Genomic DNA, 18,756 nt, shown 5'->3' with positions numbered 1-18,756 from the left:
ATCGAAAAGTTTTTTTAAAAATGAGGGGGTAAAATGACTGCTAATCACTGACAAGAGACAAAAGCCCATAAAAAGGTATTTTGATAAGGATATAAGAATTCAAAATGTTTTTATAACAAATCAAAACCGCATGATCATATTATCCTTGTTTTATGAAAATGATGCGGTGGCTATAGAGAATGAATCAAAACAATAGATTTGAATCAAAAGCGCTGATTATAAAGACGCGGTCTCTATAAAGCTGTTTAAATTACAAACCTCTTATAAAAAATTCACAAAAATATTCACAAATTATCTCATAAAAATAATGATGCGTTATAAAGTTAAAAATAGGCATTATGAGAGCGTTTTTAGTTATTATGATGTTTAAAAGAGAAAAATAACGCAATTGTGTAATATAGAGTCAAATAGAGTCAATAAAACAGAAAATATTTATAAGAATATGACGCATATTTATACACAATGGCATAAAAAATAATTATAAAAAACACAAAAAATAATAAAAGATAGTTGACAATAAATATGTATTTTGTTATATAAATACTCAAGTGATGAAAACACTAACAACTAGCGGATGGATTACGAAACAATCTTTCCCATCTTTTTGAGAACTGACTTTCTTTTATGCTATTGAACGCATATAATGATTTTGTCGGGTGTGGTTACGCCATACAATACCCTTATGGGGAAAGCGTAACAACGGGCTAGTTGCCGTGTTTTCAACGCCCGATACCTTTATAGGTATCAACTGAAAACTTCAAACAACTAGGAGACACTAGCTATGAATGCTACTGTTAATAAGAAAACATCATCCAAAAAATATGAATTCACATATGATATGCAATGCGTTAATGGTCACTTATTATACCGTATCCGTGCTTTAAAAGACTTTGCTGATGTCAAAAAAGGTGACCTTGGGGGGTATATCGAAAAGGAAAGTAATCTCTCTCATGATGGGGACTGCTGGGTTTATGATCAGGCTCGTGTCTTTGAAAAGGCTCGTGTTTTTGGAAATGCAAAAATAAAAGGTTATTTTGTCGACGTTTATGGCAAGGCAAAAATTTATGGAAATGCTATTTTTGAAGGTCGTACAATAAAAGGCAATGCAAAACTTTATGGCAATGCCCATGTGCAAAATGCTGTTGCAATTGAAGGGAATGCAAAAATTTATGATAACGCCTCTGTAACGAATTATGCCCATGTTTCTGATGATGCTGTCATATGTGATAATGCCCATGTCGGTGGCAATGCAAAAATAAGTGGCGCTTCTCACATTTGTGATGATTCCCGTGTCTTTGATGATGCCATGGTTTGTGGGGCTCTTATCTCAGGCAATTCTTATGTACATAGTGCTGCCTCTTTAACTGCTGATGATCATATTTGGGACGAGGCATATCCGGAATTGGGTAGTGAAGATGATTATTATCGTCACGAATATTATGATGATTATGGTTATGATGATGATTACCAATATGATTGCAATTCTGAAGATGAAAATCAAGCTGCGTAAATAACACCACGGGCGCTGCGGGGGTGCCCCTCTTTAAACTTCATTCAAATTTTATCGATTATTAGATTAGGAGCTCCCTATGACCACTAAAACTGTATCTAAAATTGTATCCAAAAAATATGAATTAACAAATGAAACGCATGTCGTTGGTAATCGTACCCTTTATCGCATTCGTGCTTTAAGAGATTTTTCTGATGTCAAGGCTGGTCAATTGGGTGGTTTTATTGAGAATGAAAATAATCTCTCTCATGATGGTAACTGCTGGGTTTATGATGATGCGTGGGTTGCTGACAATGGCGTCGTGTCTGATAATGCGCAAATTTTCAATTATGCTAGCGTTTTCGATAATGCAACGGTTTGTGACAATGCAAAGGTTTTTGATTGTGCAAAAATTTATGACAATGCAAAAATTGCTGATAATGCTAGGGTTTTGGGAAGGGCTTTTGTTTACAATCATGCCTGTGTTTTGAATAATTCTGAAGTTTCTGACAGGGCTGTTATAAAAGGCAATGCAAAAATTTATGAGAACGCTTTACTAACTGGCTATGCGCAAGCTTATGGGAATGCAAAGATTTTTGGTAACGCACAAGTTTGGTTTTTTGCTGTGGTTTGTGATGATGCTTGTATTTATGACAATGCTAAAATTACAGGTGGTACATACATTTGCAATAAAGTGAGTGTTTTTGGTAATTCATATATAGATACAAAAAAATTGAATGGTAAAATCAAAATTTGTGATCAGACCATAAAAGACGCTGCGTAAATAACACCACGGGCGCGGCGGGGGCGCCCCTCTTTAAACTTCATTCAAATTTAATCCATTATTTAGATTGGGAACTTACCTATGACCACTATAAATGTATCTAAAATTGTATCCAAAAAATATGAATTAACAAATGAAACCTGTGTATTGGATGATTATACACTTTATCGCATTCGCGCATTAAGAGATTTTGATGATGTAAAGGCTGGTCAATTGGGGGGCTTTATTGAAAATGAAGATAACCTCTCTCATGATGGCAACTGCTGGGTATATGATAATGCATGGGTTTATGGTCATGCCCGTGTTTATGAGAATGCAAAAATACGAGGCAATTCGCAAGTTTGTGGTCAGGTCTATGGCAATGCCCATGTCTGCGACAAAACCCGCGTTTATCCTCATGCCCATGTTTATGACAATGCCCATATTTCCAATAAAGCATGAGTTTATCATAAGGCGCGGGTTTATGGTAATGCAAAAGTATCAGGTAGTGCTCGTATTAAAGTAAAGGCAAAAGTTTATGAGAATGCCGTTGTTAATGGGGCTGCAAAAATTTATGGCTCTGTTTATGGCAATGCTAGTGTGGGAGGTTATACTAAGGTCTACGGTTCTGTTTATGGCAATGCAAAAGTGACTGGTTATCATACCATTAGAGGTTTGGTGCATGGCAATGCAATATTAAAAAGAGATGGTTGCTCATATATCAAGCAAAATCCTTACTATGCATATGGGATTCCTAAGGATTGTGAAATTTATGAAGGTGATAACGTTGTAAAGATTGTTGAAAATCAAGTAGCATAAATAACACCGCGGGCGCGGCGGGGGGCGCCCCTCTTTAAAAGAACATTTCATTCAAAATTTATTAAATATTTAGATTGGGTTTTCTCATGGCTAGTACAGTTGTAACTAAAAAATATGAATTAACAAATGAAACGCGTGTATTAAACAATCATACCCTTTATCGCATTAAATCTTTAAGAGACTTTGCTGATGTTAAGGCTGGTCAACTCGGTGGCTTTATTGAAAACGAAAAAAACTTATCACATGATGGCAATTGCTGGGTTTATGGTAATGCTCTGGTTTTAAACTCAGGTCGTGTTTCTGAGAATGCTAGGGTCTATCATAACGCTATTATCGCTGGTTATGTCTATGGCAATGCTATCGTTCTTGGTAAATCGATCATTTATGACCATGCCCATGTCTATGGTAATGCACAAATTTATGATCACGCCCGTGTCGTCAATTATGTTCATATTTATGAGAATGCTAATAGTCACGGCATTGTTATGATTTTAGAAAAAACGCGCGATGATATTGAAACAAGGTCTTATATCGAATTGCTTTCCGATAATGAAATAAAAATCATCTGGCTGCGTAATAAAGCCTTTTTAAAGCTTTAAAGCGCCGCGGTCATTCCATTTTTCCAACATTTTCCATGCAACTTTTTTCACAAAAGAGATTGTGAGGGGTTTTATGATGTCTAAAAAATACAAACTAACTAATGAAACAAAACAACTGAAAGATAAAATTACACAAAAAATTACAACGCTTTATCGCATTCAGGCTTTAAAAAGCTTTTCTGATGTCAAGGCTGGTCAACTCGGTGGCTTTATTGAAAAGGAAGAAAATCTTTCTCATAACGGTCTTTGCTGGGTTTATGATAATGCATTGGTTTATAAACATGCCCGTGTTTATGACAATGCAAAAATACGAGGCAATGCGCAAATTTGTGGTCTTGTCTATGGCAATGCTCAGGTGCATGATAAGGTGTTTATTTCTCAATATGCAAAAATTTATGACAATGCATTTGTTTATGATAGTGCGCATGTGGCGGGCTATGTTTATGGCAAGGCTCGTGTCTATGGCAATAGCCGCGTTTCAATTGAAGCCCATGTTTATGGCAATGCGCATCTTTTTCATAATAGTTATCTTTTTGAATATGCAAGGCTTTATGGCAACGCTAGAGTGTTAGGCTCTGCTTGTCTTTTTAGTTATGCGCATGTTTATGGCTATGCTGTTGTTAATAGCCGTGCAAAGATTTATGGCAAGGTTTATGACTATGCAAAAGTAAGTGGCTGTGCGCAAATTTATGGCTCTGTTTATGGAAAAGCTCAGGTTTCTCATACTATCAAGGTCTTTGGTCGTGCTTGTGGGCGTGCAAAACTTAATCGAAAAAGTGAGATAAGAGAGGTTCCAAAAAATAAGGAGGTTAATAAGAGCGATATTCTTATAGAGATTATTGATACTGAAGAATAAATACCAAATGCGGGGGGCGTTGGTTTTATACCATTTCAAAAGACAAGAGTGCAAAAAAGAAAGCCGTGCCATTTTTACGTGACGCGGCTTTCATATCTCTCATGTTGAATCAATCATCACTCTAAGGAGTTATAAGCACATATATACAAGACGTATTATATTGCAAGCTTTGTATTCGCTTTATAAAAACTTATCCAAAATAATATATATGAAAGCGTTCTTTTAGATCATCACATTTGAATGAAAAAACATGTTAGTTCTGTAATGATTTAAAACCTCTTCATAACAATGCCCTCATTTTTGAGGTGGTCAATTTGAAAGAAAGCACCTTCTCAAAACGCTTTGTAAAGTTATATCAAGTCAATCAAAAGCAAGCGTTGGTTTTTAAAGCAATCTCTCATAAAACAAAAAACAGCTATAGAGCTCTCTTTTAAACATCTGCGTTTAATTATGTTATCTCTCAACTTCTCTCTGCTTATGAAAAAAGGTGCCCTCATTTTTGAGGAGACCCTAATCACTCAATCCAAATTTGGATTAACCTCTTAAAGAACGTTTCAAGTATCTGCATTTGAACAAGCCCTCATATTCAATTGCGTTTTAACAATGCGATTATGTGATAAAAACGTCTTGTAAAATTTATGAGATGTTATGAATGATAACTGCTTTGCATTTTATTTGAATGCTCTCATATGTTATAACATTGGCATCATGATTTGCTTTTTATGCTCTGTTTATAGATGGCTATTGTTTATAAAAAATGATCAATTGAATCGTGCATAAAAGTGTGGATTCATAGGTGGATTCATATAAAATAAATGCACTTAATGTACTGATTTTATTGTGTTTTTCTTCATTATCCTCTTTATCATTAAAAAGGAACTTGATCATTTAAAGCATTTCTAGGCATATCAAGAGGGCGTTGATAGCTTCTATCGTACGGTGATGATACGCGCTCTTGATCATCATCATTTTTGCTGTCTAAAAGCTTTAAATCCCCTCTGTAATGAGGTAAAACAATTTCTGTTGTATAACGGTCAATACCATTTTTATCTTGCCATTTTCGGGTTTGTATCTGCCCTTCAATATAGACTTTACTGCCTTTATTGAGATACTGAAGCGCAATCTTTGCTAAGTGTTGATTAAACACCACAACTGAATGCCATTCTGTTTTCTCTACTTTTTTGTTAGTGCTTTTGTCTGTATAGCTTTCGCATGTTGCGATACGAAAATTAACCACCTCAGTACCATTCTGCATTGTTTTGCTGTCGGGATTGGCACCGAGATAGCCAATTAAAATTGCCTTATTAAGCATTTATCAATTCCATTAGATATGTACCTATTATGTATGTAATTATAGTATAGTTTTATTATTTTTTCAATATTTTCAATAATTTATTGACAAAATCTTATTTTTAGTGTACACAAAATATATGAAAATAGTATGGGATGAACCTAAAAGAGTTTTAAACATTGATAAACATGGGTTGGATTTTGCCGATGTGATTTACTTTGAGTGGGAACATGCTTTTATTGATGCAACGTATTCAAATCGTATGAAAGCTATTGGACGTTTTGCTGATGGAACAACGGTTGTTATCTTTGCACAACTTGGCACTGAAGCGATATCTGTTATCAGTTTTCGTCGTGCCAATAAGAAAGAAAGAGAGGTTTTCAATGACTATCAAAAAAACCTTTAAAAAAGAACGGTATTACACAAAAGAAGATTGGGAGGCTGTGAACTCGCCACCACTCACAGATGAAGAACTTGCACGTTTAAAACCAGCTAAAGAAGTTTTACCAGTTTCCTTTTTTAAATATGTAAATAACGAGCGTCGCAAACGAGGACGCCCTCCAGTTGCATCTCCAAAAGAAGCAATTACCTTACGTCTTGACTCTAAAGTTATTGCTTTTTTTAAGGCACAAGGTAAAGACTGGCGTATGCGTATGAGTGAGGTCTTAAAGAAAGCCAGCGATTGCTAATTGCTTTGTGAAGTTTTAAATAGACACATTTTTTAGTATAAATTCTTGCGTTTTTATACAGAATGTGCCATATTATGGTTGATTATTTACGGATCAACAAAGATAGGATAGAACCGTGCCAATTAATTTTGGCACGGTTTTATTTTATGCAATTGCACAATAAAAAAGGCAACGTTATAAAAACGCCGCCTAAATAGAGCCTTGCCTTATCAAACAGACAAAATCATTTTGAGTTTCGCAGTTTTTAAATAGCATCATTTTAATCAAAACACAACATCATAATGATGAGATACAAAAAAGCCCTGTCATGTAAAAACATAACAAGGCTAGTCAATTTCTTAATGTTTTCACGATATCACACTCTTTTTAAAAGTACAATATGATAAGAATAAACTTGTTTTTTATCCACAATTTAGTTATATAATTAGGGAACCAACATGTATTGCAAAAGAAAGCCGTGTCAAAACTAATTGGCACGGCTTCATTCTTAAAGGGGATAGTATTTTAACCTAAAGAGCGGCTAAAAATGCAACGCTATAAACGTTGCGAATTAACAGTAGCATAATTCATTTTGAGATACAAATTGATAAAAACAATATTGCGTTTTTACACAAAATATGTAATTTGTTTGTGGTCATTGTTATTTTTCTTGTGTAAAATGGTTTTTGCAGAAATGCCGTATCAATTCATTTTGGTACGGTTTTTTTGTTCTAGACTCTTGAATCTTTTATGCATTTTGTGTATAAACTGATTATAGTTTTTTTCTCTTTTTTTTATACCTCCTTTTTCTTAAACTTAAAGCCGCGTCGTTATATGACACGGCTTTTTTTTGCACTAAGAAAGGCGCCCCCCGCGCCGTTATTTATGCTGCTTTGTTTATATGGTGTACATTATCATCACTGATATCAGGGCTATAAACTTTCAACAATTTAGCTATTGATTGCATTGGTTCAGATTTACCAAACTCTGTAATAATTGCTAAGACTTTTGCAACATTTGGAATTTCGTTTTGTAATTTTAAAACCAAAACTTTTTCAATATCAGACATAAGTTCTACTAAAGCATCGCTATATTGATCTTCAGTATAATTACTGTTAACTTCCTTAAACACAGCCATCCATAGATTGCATAAAAAATCAGTTGTTATATTGAATTCGTTGTTTTCCATTGGAAAAACCTTTCTTGTAAAATGCGTTTTTGATTTAAAACCCTATAAGGGCATCGGGCGCTCAAAAACACGGTCACAAGTCCGTCGTTATGCTTTCCCCATGAAAGGGTATTGTATGGCATAACCACACCCGATGTAACCAATATATGCTAATAATAGCATAAAAGACAATCAGTATTTTAAAAGCAGGGGAATAATCTTATCGTGATTAACCCGCTTGTGATTTTCGTGTTTTTGAAGCACTTGTGATTCTGTTAACATAAGGGGTTGTTAATGTCAATATGAGTTTTTAAAAATTATTGCGATTTTCCGTAAAGTTCTTCTCTTAAGCAAGCCAATCCTTTTGACGTTATTTTAGTTGATGGTAGCAACTTTTCTGTACCATCTGGCTTTTGAATCATGATGGTCGTGCAATCCATCAGACCTTTTTGGATTTTATCTTGATAAGGTAATAATGGGCTGCCTGGTCCCCTTCTATAAGCCCATCCATATCTTCTTAAGTAATCACTTAAGTCCTTAGGTTTTACTTCTAATACTTTAGCTGCCTCTATAATACCAAATAAGCCATCTGAACGTTGCAAGTGTTCAAGAGCCATTGCCTTTGGTTCTAATTCTGCAATCACGTTATCTTTTTGATCTATTTGCCCTTGTAAATAATTCAAAAATCCCATCATTGCTTGTGGACTAGAGTAATCGATTTGCGGTGCTGCTACTTGCTGTTCTAATTGTTGCCATCGGTCAATTATCTTTGCTCTTAATGCTGTGCTATAACCTGAGACAAGAATTAAACACTCACGCTTTGGAAGGTAATAACAAGGGCGTGGTTTCTTTTGTTCATCAATATAACTGCCTAAAAAATCCGCCACCCCAAATTTGGGGGCGCTAAGTTCTTCAAGCATTTTCTTGATATCACGCATAACATGGTCATGCCGTTTACCACACAATTCTGCAATTTCAATACTCGACATGGTTTGAACTGTTGAATCGTTAAATTTGTTTTGATTATCAATTTGATTGTTATTGAAGTAAATTAAATTAGTCATAATTTCACCTTGCGATATTAATTGTTTTTGATTAACACTCTCAAAGAATGCCGGGCGCTCCAAAACACACAGCGGAACGTGCATTGTTATGCTTTCCCCTCGAAAGGGTCTTGTATGACATAAACACACCCGGCAATCCCCTCATCATATGCTACAAGCACATTATGAGAAAAACACTTTACAATTTGCGGTAAAAAGATTATTGATGAGAATCATACTTTCCCGCTTTTAAAGTGTTTTTGGAATGTATGATTCGCAAATATCCTATTCGTGTTTTATTGTCAACACGTTTTTTTCATTTTGTTTTTTACCCAATTGAATATCAAGCGCTTTTTCCAGTTCCTTATCGATATCATAAGCATGTGAATGTGAATAACTTACCTCACCATCATCTGTAATTTTACAAACCAATGGTTCATAACCTTGCTTCGGTATCGTTTTGTTTATTTCGTCTATCAATGCTTCGTAATTCAATACTGATGTTGGTATGTTACCACCGTATAGCCATGCTTTCACTTGCGCTTTGGTACTGTAATCTGCATTTTGAGGTATCTCGTGATATTGTCCACCTTGCAATTCCTCATATTCTCTAGAGCCATCCTCATACTCGTAAAGATTGTAAAAACATTCACTAACTCCTAATCCCCATGGGGCATGCCCTCTTGCCGTTGCAATAAACTTTTTCTGCGGTTTTTTACGTTTTGTTAAGAACAGATCTCTAAAAATTGCCATGCTTTTAGTCCATAATTTTACCTATTGGTCTATTTGCCTCAAAAATGACTGTACAAAGCGTTTTTAAATTTTTATGTGGTTTGTATCAAAAAATCTTTAAATCGCTTTGTACGGTCTCTTTTTGTCGATTTAAACACATATCAAATTGCAAAATGATCAGCATTTTTCACTATTTTGCTATCTCGTCTTCAAGACCCTTTAAAACTTCACTCAGCTCTTTTTGAAGCTTTTCTAAGCGCTCTGGTGCTAAAGGTGTCTCCTTTCCTTTGTCCTGTCTCTCAGGTTTTTCAAGGCTCCTAACGATGTAATCGATATTCTCGCGTATGTTGCTTTCAAGCTTTTCACAGTAACGATAAAAATCGGCTGTTGATGGCATAAAAGTTGCGTTTAAACCTTCTGCTTTGCCTCTCAAAGCGTCCTTTGTTGCCGTTTGCAATGCCCAGCTGCTTATACCGTCAAGGGTATAAAAATACGCAAGTGCTGTTGCTTTTTCATCATATTCTGATGGGCTTTTGAGACCATTTGATAACACAAGATACGTTGTTTGGATTTCCTCTTCAGTTGCTTTGTTTTCAAGTTTTTTCAACGCATCATTGGCTAGTGAGGTAATTCGCTCCGCTTCTGCAATCGAGGGTTTTTGTCCCTGTAACCAAAGGAATGGTGGTTCTTTCATCGTCCTCGAATAAAAACTTGTACGCACTGTCTGAATTTTTGATATCGGACATGTATTGTGCAACTCGATAAGATTTGCCACGCTGTTGTTCTGTTTGTGCAATATTGGGTTTTCCATAATTTCTTCCTTTCGTTAAATCATCAATAGCCCTTCGCACCCAATTGCGCCATGTTGCTTGCCAATTGGTTTTGGTTGCATTGGCTCCGGTTTTTGAACACCAGTAATCTCGGAATTTTGCGATTTCGACTTTCACACGTTCTGGAGGCAATCCCTCTGCAATTGCGAAATCGTAATCCGGTTCAAAATCGTCCGGTAATCGACAGCCGCGGTCAGTTCTAGACGGCTTGGCTTTTTTGGGAATGTTTTCTTGCTCGTGAATAGCAGGTTGATCCTCTGCTACCGTTTCGATTGCATCTGCTAGCTTTTCGCAATCATGATCTTCTGATGGTTCATAAGCCTCATCAACAAATTCGCTATTTTCAAAATCGCAATCGTTTTCTTTTTTTGATAACACGATAGTGTTATTTTTTTTATTATATATGTTAATGTTATTGTTATGTGCATCGCCAAGCATAAAATTTTCTGCACGAGCATCATTTTTTGATGCATATGCATCATTCGATTGTGCACATGCATTTTTTGATGTGTGATTTTTATGCTCATGCATTTTTTGTGTGTTATTTTTCTCCTCATCCCATCTTGCTTTTGCTGCTTTTGCTGCTTTTACTGAGGCCTTGCTTAAATTTTCATTGGAATTATTGAGTTCTTCTTCAACTTCTAAACTCCACAAACGTCCATCTTCTAAACGTATGATTTTTTTAGTACAGAGCAAAGCAGTAAGTGCTTTATTGAAAGCCTTTTCTGAACAGCCAACATAACGAGATAATAAGAAAGTATCCTCGTCAAGAGGTTCATGTGTTTTGCGCATAAATAAACTGAGAGTAAGATAAACAGCTTTTTCCATCGGTTTCATACAAGAAACATCGATTATCCATTGATCAGTATTAAGTCTTGTCCAAGCCAACTTAGTTGACATATTTCACCTCCATTTCTTCATTATTATTAAAGGCAAAACTGTCTAACTCTTCACTGAGGCTATTCAGTTCCTCTTCAACTTGTAAACTCCATAATCGACCATCTTCTAAACGTATTAGCCTCTCATCACTTAATAAAAAATCTAGCGCTTTATTAAAGGCTTTTACTGAGCAACCAGAAATACGTGCTAATACAGAGACATTCTCACGAATTGGCTCTTTCTTCTTATACATAAGTAACACCAACATCATATAAGTTGATATTTGATGTGACGTCATTCCACTAGCATCAGATATCCAATCTGAAGGAAAACAACGAACCCAAGCTAACTTAGTTGACATACTTTCCCCCCTTGGCTCCAATATTAAGGGAATACTTACCTAGCTCTTCACTAAGCGATTCAAGTTCCTCTCCAACTTTAAAACTCCACAAATGACCATCATCTTGAAGAATGAGGTGTCCAGTTTCCAATAAATACTCTAGCGCCTTTTCAAATCTTTTTACGGAACAACCAGTAAAATGAGACAATGCTCGTGTATCATTCAAAATAGGTTCACCAACATAAAGCATTTGCAACCGCAATTTGAGATAAATAGCGCATTCAATCGCTGGTAAACAAGCAATATCAAGAAGCCATTTATCTGCAAAAAGACGCGTCCATGGAAATTTAGTTAACATGCATTTCTCCTGTTTTATGCTTATGCCATCTCGCTATCGCTGCTTTCGAAGCGCGCTCGGTAAATCTATTATAACCATGTTCAAAAGAGGCGGACCCATGCCATAAATCGCCATTCTCTAAACAAGCGATATGATCCGTGCTTATTAAAACATCTAATGCCTTTTTAAACGTTCTTACTGAACACCCACACCAGCCTGCTAAATAAGACGCATTATTTACAAGAGGCGCTTGCTTTTCTGTCATAAGCAACACTAATGTTGTGTAAACGCCTTTCTCCGTTGCTTGTAAACCTGTAAGCTCTTTTAAAAACTGATTGGAATAAAATCTTACGCAAGGAACTCTACTAATAGACATTACCGTCCTCCTTTCCTTTCACTAAATATAAAATTGCTAAAGCATCCGCTTCATTATCATCCTTAGGCTCGTGTCCTTTGATACACATTGCCTTAATCATCTCTTCTTTTGAGGCATTCCCCTTTCCCGTCGTTGCCTTCTTTATCGTACTAACAGGGATGCCTTCATAAGCTATCTGATGATGCTCGCACCATGTTGCTAATGTTGCTAACAAACCACCGTAAACATGCGCCGCATCTGTACCAACATGACGCCTCACCTCTTCAAAATACACGGCATCAATATCACCAGCTGTTGATTTCATTTCTGTAAGCCATTGCTTAAAGCGCAAATAACGCATCCCACCGCCTTCAAAACGGCGTGATTGAAAATTGACCGTGCCACTAAAGATGTGACCATCCACACCACGTATTGCCCACCCCGTTTTGGTACCTAGATCAAGACAAAGAATTGTGTTATTCATCACCGATATTCAATCAAAATGTATTTTATGAAATTATTTTTCAAAAAACGAAGAAAGAGATAAAATTAACTTCAATGAGCTAAAGACATAGAAAAATCTTTTTGGAACTTCTAATTAAATAGTCTGTATTGCTGTTCAAGCCCTTCTAATTTTTTATGTAAAATTGTAAGCTGCTCTTCCATTAAAGTTTTCTGTTTATCTATTAATTTCTCTTGATCTTTAATTATTGTATCCTTGGCATTAATCATTTCATCATTGTGCTCTATCTGTTCTTGTAGATCAGAAGCTTTAAAACGATAGTATACAGCCAACATTGTAACCACAATAATTGGAATGTTTCTTATGATATGACCTATAATAAATGATGCTATATCTTCCATCTCTACCTCCTCACTTTTTCTTCTTATGGGATGGCGCTTTAATTGCTTTATCTTTTGAATTTCGTACTTCACTCTTAAGACGGTCATCATGCCCTATCTGTTTTGCTTCGCATTCCATTAAGAAAACAAGACAACACACCGCATGTGCCAAGTGTGATAAATCACTCTCGCCATCCTTCGTTTCTCCACCAAACCATGCGAATAAATGACGCAAAGCAGCGCCGTAAAACCGGCTCCACGCCATGCCATTACGCCAGTTGTTTGCTCCGTATTTCTTTGCTCCGAATTCTAAAACTTTACCGATTTCAATCAGTGTTGACGGGGGGATAAGGTCTAAACGTGCCTTGCCATCATCTGCCTTATGCGCTTCGTTTGTGCTCTGTGAAACGTGTTTACGCATGTAAACTTCTTCACTATCGCGAAAATCTTCATAGTCACAAACGTCCGCATTACCGTAAATCTTGGCATTCTCTCTAATCTTGGCATGCCCGTAAACTAACGCATTGTCATAAACTTTAGAATTCTCAAAAACATGAGCATTGCCATAAACCTTGGCTTGTCCGTAAACGCGTGCTTTGTTGTAAACCTTAGCATCCCCATAAATGCGAGAATTGCCGTAAACTTCTGCTTGTCCTTTTACTACTGCATTGTCATAAATTTGCGCTTGACCATGAACATGCGTATCATAATTATAAATCTCTGCATTACCGTAAATCTTTGCATGATCATAAACAGACGCACGGGAGGAAATTCGTGCATTTTCGTATACTTGTGCATTCCCAAAAACACGAGCCATACTACAAACACGTGCATCTCCAAAAACACGTGCATTACCATAAACAAAGCCACCATCAAAAGGTTTATCGGAACCAGCTACCCAGCAATTGCCATCATGTGATAAGTTGCCCTCATGCTCTATAAAGCCACCTAGGTCACCTTTCTTGACGTCACCAAAATCCCTTAATGCTTTAATACGGTAGATAATTCGACCACCAACTGCGATTTCTTCATTAGTAAGTTCATATTTTTTTTCTACAGCCATCATTCTCTCCTTAAGACTGCAAAGCGTCGCCATGTTCACGAGTGCCATTAGCACTGGAACTTTTTACAAATTCAGTCATTGGGGGGGTTGTTTCTCTTGCATTAATAACTGCAAGCGTTCTGGATAAAAAAAATCTTCAGGGCGTAAATCTATGTTGTTTCTACGAGCATAGTCTAAAAGTATCACTTGATACTTCGCCGGAATAATACCACCTTTACCTTCTCTTTTTCCGAAAGGGTAAGTCCATTTATAAACAGCCGATACATGGCGTTTAACAAGCAACGACACATGCTTAGCGCCACCTAAGTATTTTATAATCGTAACTGCTGTAGTAGCCATGTAATTACAAAATTCCTTCATATATTTACGTTTAACGAAAATATAAACAAAGTTTTCGCAAAACGCAACATTGATTATTTAATAATTTTAAGAGAGAAAAATATTATGAGTTTTCAAAAGCTAATAAAAATATGGATAAATGAGAAATTAAACGAAATGGGACATGGCAGTCGTAAGGCTTTAGGAAAGCACTTAGGATTAGGTCCATCGTCTATTACACGTTTATTATCTGTTGATGACTCTGATCCTAAAGCTTACCGAGACATTAGCGCAGAAGAGCTAGTAAAACTACATAGCTTCTTCAAGGAGTATCCTCCGTATCCGGCTTTAAGTACAATAGATCAAGATTTTTATGATCTATATTCATCTTGTAGTGAAGAAGAGCGGAGGGCAACTTTAGCTTTCCTTCATACTTTAATCGAATCAAAAAAGCGATAGTTGCTATTTTTTCTTCATTTGACAATTGTAAAAATTTTCTTTTAGCAGCTTTATAACCTTTCATAAAATCTCCAAATATTTACAAAAAACAAACTAAAATAAATAGATTTTCATAAAATAATTTTCGTTATACGGTATTTTTCATATTGACATTACCGTAAATCGAAAATATACATGTCTCCATACCTTAGAAATTATTAGTTGCCAATAGGCAGTATGGAGGCTGTTGTGAACAAACCAGTTTTTATAAATCCAGACGAAATCCTCTTAGTGATGAGTTCTGATGATAGAGATAACATTGCGCAATCCGGTCCTTTTTACGAAGAAACCGATATCATAAAATTTATCGATAATTCTTATAATGCCGTGAAAATCTTGAGAGTAGAACCAGCAACTAATCGTTGCGAAGATATCTCTGAAGATATCGCAGAGTTCTACATTAAAGAACGTGAACAACAATGCTTTGATGGCGTCATAAATCACGACTTTATTAAAAACAGCGCTGCATACGGTTTTTTTTTAGACGATATCAAACAGCTTGAATATGAAGATAAAATGTACGGGTCTTATGAAAAACAGCACCGTTTGCGCTTTTGTGATGTTCTTTAAAACTATGAGGGGCGTTTTTAAGACGCCCCCTTTCATAAAAATCATAACAAAAGACAAAGCATGCATTAAAAGGATTTCAATATGAATAATTCCCCCTTAACAACAATGGCAAATAAATACGGTTTCTCTCATGATGAATTTCGAAAAACTATCGTCAAAACTTGTATCAGTTACAATTTCTCTGATGAAGAATTCGCTGCCTTTATTTCTGTTGCTAACACTTATGGTCTCAATCCTTTAACTAAGGAAATCTACGCTCTCCCTAAAAGAGGTGGTGGCATTATTCCCGTGGTTTCTATCGACGGGTGGATTAAGATCATTAAATCTAATCCAAAATTTGATGGTATGACCTTTCAAGATCAACTTGATAAAGATGGTAATCTCATTGCTATCAAATGTGCTATTCGTCTCAAAGGCATTAAAGACCCTATAGAGGTCACTGAATATCTAGCAGAATGCAAACAAAAATCAGACACTTGGCAAAAATATCCAGCTCGCATGTTGCGTCATAAAGCTACCATACAATGTGCTCGCTATGCTTTCGGATTTTCAGGCATTTATGAAGAAGATGAAGCTGCTCGTATGAATAACACCATACAAGCTCCTTTGGTATCTCACGAGATGCTTATGCAAATCAGACAATTAATGGAACAAACTCTAACAGAAGAAAAAAAAGTGCTCTCTTTTGTAAAAGCAAACAGCCTTGCCGATATGTCTGAAGAACAAGCGCAAACAGTTTTAAACGGTTTGAAGAAAAAACAGAACTTACAAATCATTGAAACGCAGAAATTACCATCTCAAGAACAAAACGACGTTCCTATTCAAGATGCAGAATATATTCATATCCAAGATATCGAATATGCACAAACCAACCAAGAACAGACAGCGGCGGTGTGAGATGGAACAAAGATCTGCACAATGGTTTCAAGCACGATTAGGAAAAGTTACCGCTTCTAATGTGTACAACATCCTCAGTAAAACAGCTAAAGGATTACCAACAAGCAAATATGAAGATTACAAAATCAAACTCATTACAGAGCGTTTAACAGGTGAAATAAGCCCCCATTATGAAACAGAAGATATGAGATGGGGCATTGAACATGAGGATGATGCCTTGCAAGAATATGGCTTCATTTATGATGCCAATATCATAAAATGCGGCTTTATACCTCATCCTAGCATAGAAATGGCGGGGGCTAGTCCTGATGGGCTTATTGGAGAAGATGGTCTAATCGAAATCAAATGCCCACGTTCCGCAACCCATATGCGCTTTTGTATTGATGAAGAAATCAAACCTGAATATCTCGCACAAATGCAATTCCAAATGGCTTGTACAGGGCGACAATGGTGTGATTTTGTAAGCTATGACCCACGCTTTACACATCAATCATCTCACCTGCGTATGAAAGTCAAACGTGTCCACCGTGATGATGAACAAATTAACAGCATTAACCAAGCTGTTGAAGCCTTTTTAACTCAGATAGAGCAAGAGATACAAAAGATCTCGACAAAAGCTGCTTAACCTTATGGGGGTGCTTCTCTACAGCCTCCAAGCACCCCCACCCTCTCATAACAACTTTCAAGAAATGCGTGATTCACGCCATAGGCAAATTGTATCTAAGAAAGGAGGACAAACATGGCACCACGTCCCGCTGCTATAACACAACCAGCGATTGCTCGCGCCTTAAGAGAAGCGAAAAAACAAGGATGCGAATTAATAGAAATCAAACCTACTGGTGAACTTCTGATCTATCTGAAATCCGATATCCCAATACCAAAAGCCGCCGTGCATCCAAACAAATTATTAGATTTGTCAAAGAATGAATACTACGAAAATGCGCTCTCTAAGATGTGAAATTGCCATGCCAAAACCACGCCCCCCTCATCTTGTTAAACAAATTACCAAATATGGTAAAATCGTATGGTATGTGCGTATTGGTCATGGAAAACGTATTAGAGTACGAGGGACCTATGGCACTCAAGAGTTTGTTGACAATTACAAAAATGCACTTGCCGAATTACAAGGCTTCATCCCCCCTAAACCTAAAGTAGGTAAACTTGTTGAAGGTTCATTTGCATGGCTGCTTAAACAGTATTTTAACAGCGTTCATTGGCATAGCCTTGCTAAAGCTACGAAAAGACAAAGAGAACTCATCCTTATGAAGGTATGTGATGCCATAGGCAATATTCCATACAGAGAAATAAAAAAGTCACATATTACAGCGGGCGTTGAACGCCGCAAAGAAAAACCAACAGCCGCCCATAATTTTTTAAAAGCCCTTAATGGTCTTTTTAATTGGGCAATTGATCAAGGGCTTTTAGAAAACAATCCAACAGCAGGAGTAAGAAGACCAACTTACAACAACAAAGATGGATTTGCTGTTTGGACAGAAGAAGATGTCGAGGAATATTATAAACAATGGGCTTTAGGAACGCATGAACGCGTCTGGATTGATGTTCTTCTTTATACGGGTTTGCGTCGTGGTGATGCTGTTCGCATTGGTTGGAAAGACGTGAAAGATAATATCATTCATCTTAAGACAGAGAAAAGTAAATTCCAAACAGATGTTTTTCTACCCATTTTGCCTGAATTAGCAGCAACTCTTAAAATTGGTCCTATTGGAGAAAAAACATTCATTGTTGGGAAAAACGGAAATAAGCTCGTTAAAGAAAGTTTTGGCAATCTCTTTCGTGAAGCTTGCAACATAGCGGGAATTAAAAAATCGGCACATGGCTTAAGAAAATTAGCAGCAACGCGTGCCGCTAATTCCGGTGCAACAGTTTCACAACTCAAAGCACTTTTTGGATGGACAGAAGATAAGATGGCATCTCTCTATACCAAGAGCGCAGACCGCAAAAGGCTAGCTATAGAAGCTATAAAAAAGCTTCAAAAAAATGAGGGGTAACGCTACAAAAAACATAATAGAATCAATAGTCATAAGTTTCCCTCATATAGTAATAATTCATTCATTTTTATTGTAAATTATTGAACTCTTCAGGGCACCAGAGAAGCACCGTTAACAGTCTTATAACCAGTATTTTCTTTGTAACTCCCTACAGAATGGAAAATGTGCTTAGTCTTTTCTACCAAGATATCAATATGGCATTATACTAATACATTTTTGTATTATAGAACCTGATATCTTTTTAAGAGCATTTAATACTCTTTTCAATTTTTACATAATATGATCCAAATTGAAGATACTTGATCTATGGGGGTTATTACAATCGGGTATGTCGTGCGGTTCTTGAAGACATCTTCTTTTATGTATTACACGGGTTGAACACATTTTCT

The 18,756-nt window shown here is 36.4% G+C and carries 25 protein-coding genes and 1 pseudogene; 13 read left to right on the top strand and 13 right to left on the bottom strand.

Translation table 11 applies throughout. The annotated features are described in order from the left end of the window. The first annotated feature begins 781 nt into the window (after positions 1–781). From LNM86_RS03540 to LNM86_RS03520, 5 genes and pseudogenes are all read left to right on the top strand, one after another. A complete protein-coding gene (locus tag LNM86_RS03540) occupies positions 782–1,510 on the top strand; it encodes a hypothetical protein (RefSeq protein ID WP_241438465.1) in 729 nt (242 codons plus the stop codon). 79 nt (positions 1,511–1,589) lie between these two features. Beyond that, positions 1,590–2,273, top strand: coding sequence for an LbetaH domain-containing protein (locus LNM86_RS03535; protein WP_241438464.1), 684 nt, complete (start codon positions 1,590–1,592; stop codon positions 2,271–2,273). Positions 2,274–2,354: 81 nt separating this feature from the next. Next, positions 2,355–3,071: pseudogene (locus LNM86_RS03530) on the top strand (hypothetical protein). 86 nt (positions 3,072–3,157) lie between these two features. Next, positions 3,158–3,670, top strand: coding sequence for a hypothetical protein (locus LNM86_RS03525; protein WP_241438463.1), 513 nt, complete (start codon positions 3,158–3,160; stop codon positions 3,668–3,670). A 76-nt stretch (positions 3,671–3,746) separates the two neighbouring features. Beyond that, positions 3,747–4,526 (top strand): hypothetical protein, encoded by a 780-nt coding sequence (locus LNM86_RS03520; protein ID WP_241438902.1) that lies wholly within the window; start codon positions 3,747–3,749, stop codon positions 4,524–4,526. Between the two features lie 868 nt (positions 4,527–5,394). Here LNM86_RS03520 and ssb read toward each other — a convergent pair. After that, the gene (ssb, locus tag LNM86_RS03515) at positions 5,395–5,838 is read right to left on the bottom strand and encodes a single-stranded DNA-binding protein (RefSeq protein WP_241438462.1); all 444 of its coding nucleotides are present in this window, start codon (positions 5,836–5,838) and stop codon (positions 5,395–5,397) included. 118 nt (positions 5,839–5,956) lie between these two features. Between ssb and LNM86_RS03510 the strand changes: the two genes are divergently transcribed. Next, a complete protein-coding gene (locus tag LNM86_RS03510; RefSeq protein ID WP_241438461.1) occupies positions 5,957–6,223 on the top strand; it encodes a BrnT family toxin in 267 nt (88 codons plus the stop codon). After that, entirely contained in the window at positions 6,201–6,506 is a 306-nt protein-coding gene (locus LNM86_RS03505) for a BrnA antitoxin family protein (protein WP_241438460.1), read from the top strand. Before LNM86_RS03510 ends, LNM86_RS03505 begins: the two co-directional genes overlap by 23 nt. A gap of 862 nt (positions 6,507–7,368) precedes the next feature. Here LNM86_RS03505 and LNM86_RS03500 read toward each other — a convergent pair. From LNM86_RS03500 to LNM86_RS03445, 12 genes are all read right to left on the bottom strand, one after another. Then, positions 7,369–7,674 (bottom strand): hypothetical protein, encoded by a 306-nt coding sequence (locus LNM86_RS03500; protein WP_241438459.1) that lies wholly within the window; start codon positions 7,672–7,674, stop codon positions 7,369–7,371. 296 nt (positions 7,675–7,970) lie between these two features. Continuing rightward, positions 7,971–8,717, bottom strand: a complete 747-nt coding sequence (locus LNM86_RS03495; RefSeq protein ID WP_256460923.1) for a phage regulatory protein/antirepressor Ant — start codon at positions 8,715–8,717, stop codon at positions 7,971–7,973. 264 nt (positions 8,718–8,981) lie between these two features. Continuing rightward, positions 8,982–9,449: a hypothetical protein gene (locus LNM86_RS03490; RefSeq protein ID WP_241438458.1), complete on the bottom strand. Its 468-nt coding sequence runs from the start codon at positions 9,447–9,449 to the stop codon at positions 8,982–8,984. Positions 9,450–9,618: 169 nt separating this feature from the next. Beyond that, the gene (locus LNM86_RS03485; RefSeq protein ID WP_241438457.1) at positions 9,619–10,122 is read right to left on the bottom strand and encodes a hypothetical protein; all 504 of its coding nucleotides are present in this window, start codon (positions 10,120–10,122) and stop codon (positions 9,619–9,621) included. After that, the gene (locus tag LNM86_RS03480; RefSeq protein ID WP_241438456.1) at positions 10,040–11,158 is read right to left on the bottom strand and encodes a DUF1376 domain-containing protein; all 1,119 of its coding nucleotides are present in this window, start codon (positions 11,156–11,158) and stop codon (positions 10,040–10,042) included. The genes LNM86_RS03485 and LNM86_RS03480 overlap by 83 nt, the downstream gene beginning before the upstream one ends. Continuing rightward, positions 11,148–11,498, bottom strand: a complete 351-nt coding sequence (locus LNM86_RS03475) for a DUF1376 domain-containing protein (RefSeq protein ID WP_241438455.1) — start codon at positions 11,496–11,498, stop codon at positions 11,148–11,150. The genes LNM86_RS03480 and LNM86_RS03475 overlap by 11 nt, the downstream gene beginning before the upstream one ends. Beyond that, positions 11,488–11,835, bottom strand: a complete 348-nt coding sequence (locus tag LNM86_RS03470) for a DUF1376 domain-containing protein (RefSeq protein WP_241438454.1) — start codon at positions 11,833–11,835, stop codon at positions 11,488–11,490. Before LNM86_RS03470 ends, LNM86_RS03475 begins: the two co-directional genes overlap by 11 nt. Next, positions 11,825–12,190, bottom strand: a complete 366-nt coding sequence (locus LNM86_RS03465; RefSeq protein ID WP_241438453.1) for a DUF1376 domain-containing protein — start codon at positions 12,188–12,190, stop codon at positions 11,825–11,827. Before LNM86_RS03465 ends, LNM86_RS03470 begins: the two co-directional genes overlap by 11 nt. After that, entirely contained in the window at positions 12,180–12,653 is a 474-nt protein-coding gene (locus LNM86_RS03460) for a crossover junction endodeoxyribonuclease RuvC (protein WP_241438452.1), read from the bottom strand. The genes LNM86_RS03465 and LNM86_RS03460 overlap by 11 nt, the downstream gene beginning before the upstream one ends. 110 nt (positions 12,654–12,763) lie before the next feature. Beyond that, positions 12,764–13,033, bottom strand: a complete 270-nt coding sequence (locus tag LNM86_RS03455; RefSeq protein WP_241438451.1) for a hypothetical protein — start codon at positions 13,031–13,033, stop codon at positions 12,764–12,766. 10 nt (positions 13,034–13,043) lie between these two features. Then, on the bottom strand, positions 13,044–14,075 hold the full coding sequence (locus LNM86_RS03450; RefSeq protein WP_241438450.1) for a dATP/dGTP diphosphohydrolase domain-containing protein: 1,032 nt from the start codon (positions 14,073–14,075) through the stop codon (positions 13,044–13,046). 75 nt (positions 14,076–14,150) lie between these two features. Continuing rightward, complete coding sequence (locus tag LNM86_RS03445; RefSeq protein WP_241438449.1) at positions 14,151–14,414, bottom strand: hypothetical protein; 264 nt, start codon at positions 14,412–14,414, stop codon at positions 14,151–14,153. A 105-nt stretch (positions 14,415–14,519) separates the two neighbouring features. Between LNM86_RS03445 and LNM86_RS03440 the strand changes: the two genes are divergently transcribed. From LNM86_RS03440 to LNM86_RS03415, 6 genes are all read left to right on the top strand, one after another. Then, positions 14,520–14,852 carry a hypothetical protein gene (locus LNM86_RS03440; RefSeq protein ID WP_241438448.1) on the top strand — a complete coding sequence of 111 codons (333 nt, stop codon included), beginning with the start codon at positions 14,520–14,522 and terminating at the stop codon, positions 14,850–14,852. 228 nt (positions 14,853–15,080) lie between these two features. Further along, the gene (locus tag LNM86_RS03435; protein WP_241438447.1) at positions 15,081–15,461 is read left to right on the top strand and encodes a hypothetical protein; all 381 of its coding nucleotides are present in this window, start codon (positions 15,081–15,083) and stop codon (positions 15,459–15,461) included. A gap of 81 nt (positions 15,462–15,542) precedes the next feature. Continuing rightward, entirely contained in the window at positions 15,543–16,358 is an 816-nt protein-coding gene (gene bet, locus LNM86_RS03430; protein ID WP_241438446.1) for a phage recombination protein Bet, read from the top strand. A 1-nt stretch (position 16,359) separates the two neighbouring features. Further along, positions 16,360–16,983: a lambda exonuclease family protein gene (locus tag LNM86_RS03425; RefSeq protein WP_241438445.1), complete on the top strand. Its 624-nt coding sequence runs from the start codon at positions 16,360–16,362 to the stop codon at positions 16,981–16,983. A 114-nt stretch (positions 16,984–17,097) separates the two neighbouring features. After that, complete coding sequence (locus LNM86_RS03420; RefSeq protein ID WP_241438444.1) at positions 17,098–17,316, top strand: hypothetical protein; 219 nt, start codon at positions 17,098–17,100, stop codon at positions 17,314–17,316. A gap of 7 nt (positions 17,317–17,323) precedes the next feature. Continuing rightward, on the top strand, positions 17,324–18,367 hold the full coding sequence (locus LNM86_RS03415) for a tyrosine-type recombinase/integrase (RefSeq protein ID WP_241438900.1): 1,044 nt from the start codon (positions 17,324–17,326) through the stop codon (positions 18,365–18,367). The last annotated feature ends 389 nt before the right edge of the window (positions 18,368–18,756 follow it).

The sequence above is a fragment of the Bartonella machadoae genome (assembly GCF_022559585.1).
Taxonomy (GTDB): Bacteria; Pseudomonadota; Alphaproteobacteria; order Rhizobiales; family Rhizobiaceae; genus Bartonella; species Bartonella machadoae.
This window is presented reverse-complemented; position numbering and strand designations above follow the sequence as displayed.